The 1,856-nt window shown below is 56.6% G+C and carries 1 protein-coding gene and 2 pseudogenes; all 3 read left to right on the top strand.

All coding sequences use genetic code 11. The features are described 5' to 3' along the window. Nucleotides 1-1,385 (top strand): annotated as a pseudogene (locus tag E0D98_RS23790) (phage portal protein); the annotation flags it as partial. Beyond that, the gene (locus tag E0D98_RS23785; protein ID WP_000125990.1) at nt 1,382-1,708 is read left to right on the top strand and encodes a head-tail connector protein; all 327 of its coding nucleotides are present in this window, start codon (nt 1,382-1,384) and stop codon (nt 1,706-1,708) included. The pseudogene E0D98_RS23790 and the gene E0D98_RS23785, both read left to right, overlap by 4 nt. Nucleotides 1,709-1,717: 9 nt before the next feature. Continuing rightward, nucleotides 1,718-1,856: pseudogene (locus tag E0D98_RS28150) on the top strand (hypothetical protein); the annotation flags it as partial.

Raw genomic sequence — 1,856 nt, 5'->3', positions numbered from 1 at the left:
ATGTCACCACGCTGCTGAGAATGGACAGTGAGCGGCGCATGAAAACGCTGGGGGATGCGGTGAAAAATACGCTTCTCACGCCCAATGAGGCCCGTAAACGGGAGAACCTGCCGCCCCTGGCCGGCGGTGATGCACTGTATCTTCAGCAGCAGAACTACAGTCTGGAGGCGCTGTCCCGTCGTGATGCCCGTGAGGATCCGTTCGCGTTGACCGGGCAAACGGCCTTAGCGCAACCGCCTGACGGCGCATCTGACGGTAATAAGGCAATCAGTGAAACAGAGCATGATGCGGTGAAAGCGATGTTCAGGGGGGATACTGCGAAAATGACGGAACGGGAACTGTCCATTATCCGTGCGCTGGGTGAAGAATTTTCCGCAGTGCTGGCGGATTTACAGCGCACATTTGAGGGGAAAATAGCCGCGCAGGCACAAACGTTTGAAGAAAAACTGGCGTCCCTGTCTGTGGTATTACAGAAGTGCGTGACGGGCGATGATGTGCGTCCGATGCTTGAGCAGATGGTGAAGGAGGCGGTAAGCCATATCCCTGTTCCGCGCGATGGTCGTGATTACGATCCGGAAGTACTGCAGAAGGCGGTGAATGATGCGGTCGCAAATATTCCGCAGCCGGCGGACGGTAAAAGTCTCACCCCGGATGATGTGCGTCCGATGCTTGAACAGATGGTGAAAGAGGCAGTAAGCCATATTCCTGTTCCGCGTGATGGTCGTGACTACGATCCGGAAGTACTGCAGAAGGCGGTGAATGATGCGGTCGCAAATATTCCGCAGCCGGCGGACGGTAAAAGTATCACTCCGGATGATGTGCGTCCGATGCTTGAACAGATGGTGAAGGAGGCGGTAAGCCATATTCCTGTTCCGCGTGATGGTCGTGACTACGATCCGGATGTTCTGCAGAAGGCGGTTCTGGATGCGGTGAGTGCCCTGCCGGCTCCGCAGGACGGGCGTGATGCCACGGCACTGGAAATACTCCCTGCCATTGACGATCAAAAATCCTTTCCCCGGGGCACGTATGCCACACACCAGGGCGGACTCTGGCGGGCGTATGAAAAAACGCACGGGATGCGGGGATGGGAATGCCTGGTTGACGGGGTGGCGGATATTGACGTCAGCATGACGGGTGAACGGTTGTTCTCTGTGGTGGTCCGGCAGAGCAGTGGCCAGCGTACGGAAAAAACATTTTCCCTGCCGGTGATGCTCTACCGCGGTGTGTTCAGAGCCGGTGAAACCTACCACCCCGGCGATACGGTGACATGGGGGGGCTCGCTGTGGCACTGCAACAGTATGACCGGTGATAAACCCGGAGAAGCTCATTCATCAGCCTGGACCCTGGCTGCAAAACGTGGGCGGGATGCAGGAGGCGGAAAATGACGGCATTACTGACACTGGAAGAGATCAAGGCACATCTGCGTGTCGACCATGACGCGGATGATGACATGCTGATGGACAAGGTTCGTCAGGCTACCGCCGTGCTGCTGGCCTACATTCAGGGCAGCCGGGATAAAGTGATTCGTGAGGACGGTGAACTGATCCCGGGCGAGGCATTAACCCGGATGAAGGGGGCTGCCATGCGACTGACCGGGATGCTGTACCGGAATCCGGATCTTGCGGAGCGGGAAGAACTGCTTCAGGGGGAGCTGCCGTTTTCTGTTTCCGTGCTGATTTACGATTTGCGTTGTCCGACGGTGTTATGAGGAGGGGGAATGGCAATATCAGCAGGTCGTCTGACACAGATGATAAGTGTTCTGAACCCGGTGTTAACCCGTAATGCTGCCGGAGAAATGACGGAAGAATGGGTGTCATGCGGGAAAATTCATGCGGATATCCGTGGCAGGAGCAGCC

The organism is Escherichia sp. KCJ4928, from assembly GCF_004352695.1.
Classification (GTDB): domain Bacteria; phylum Pseudomonadota; class Gammaproteobacteria; order Enterobacterales; family Enterobacteriaceae; genus ECMA0423.
This window is presented reverse-complemented; position numbering and strand designations above follow the sequence as displayed.